Source organism: Bradyrhizobium sp. SHOUNA76 (assembly GCF_023006445.1).
Lineage (GTDB): Bacteria > Pseudomonadota > Alphaproteobacteria > Rhizobiales > Xanthobacteraceae > Bradyrhizobium.
This window is the reverse complement of record NZ_JALBHA010001035.1, coordinates 1-751: the sequence shown is the minus strand read 5'-3', so window position 1 is coordinate 751 and position 751 is coordinate 1. Positions and strand designations below refer to the sequence as shown.

1 protein-coding gene is annotated in these 751 nt (G+C 67.9%); it reads left to right on the top strand.

Features of this window, described 5'->3' with window-relative positions; translation table 11 throughout:
* The coding region (locus MOV74_RS39530; protein ID WP_246933039.1) for a non-ribosomal peptide synthetase at nt 1-751 on the top strand (751 nt) is incomplete at both ends.

Below are 751 nucleotides of genomic sequence, written 5' to 3'. Positions count from 1 at the left end.
GATCATGGACGAGACCGGCCGCGCGCTTGCGAGCGGCGCGCACGGCGAGATCATGCTGCGCGGACCGAACATGACCCGCGGCTACTATAGTGACGAGGCGGCGACAGAGGCCGCGTTCCGCGACGGCTGGTTCCGGACCGGCGACCTCGGCTATCTCGATAGCGACGGCTATCTCTTCATCGTCGGGCGCATCAAGGACGTCATCAACCGCGGCGGGCAGAAGATCTCACCTCTCGAAGTGGAAGAGGTCCTGCTCAGCCATCCGGCGGTGCTGGAGGCCGGCGTGTTCGCCGTCCCGCACGAGAAGCTCGGCGAGAACGTTGCTGCCGTCGTGGTGCTGCGGCCGCATGCCGAGGCAACCTCAGACCAGTTGCGCCAGTTCGCGCGAAAGCGGCTCGCAGCCTACAAGGTGCCGAGCCTGATCCGCAGCGTGGCAGCCCTGCCGAAGGGCGGCAGCGGCAAGGTCAAGCGCAACGCGCTGGCCGAGCTGATCGCCAAGGCGGAAGACGGCGACGAGGCGCGGCAGCCGCGCAATGCGCTGGAGAGCCAGCTCGCCGCGATCTGGGCCGGTCTCTTGGAGCTGCCGCAGGTCGGCGTCGATCAGGACGTCTTCGCGCTGGGCGCGGATTCGCTCGCGGTGACGCAGATGCGCTCGCGCCTGCGCGAACGCTTCAATGTCGACTTCTCGTTCGAGGACATTTTCGATTGCGCCACCGTAGCCGCGCTTGGGGCCCGGCTCGAGACCGCCTCG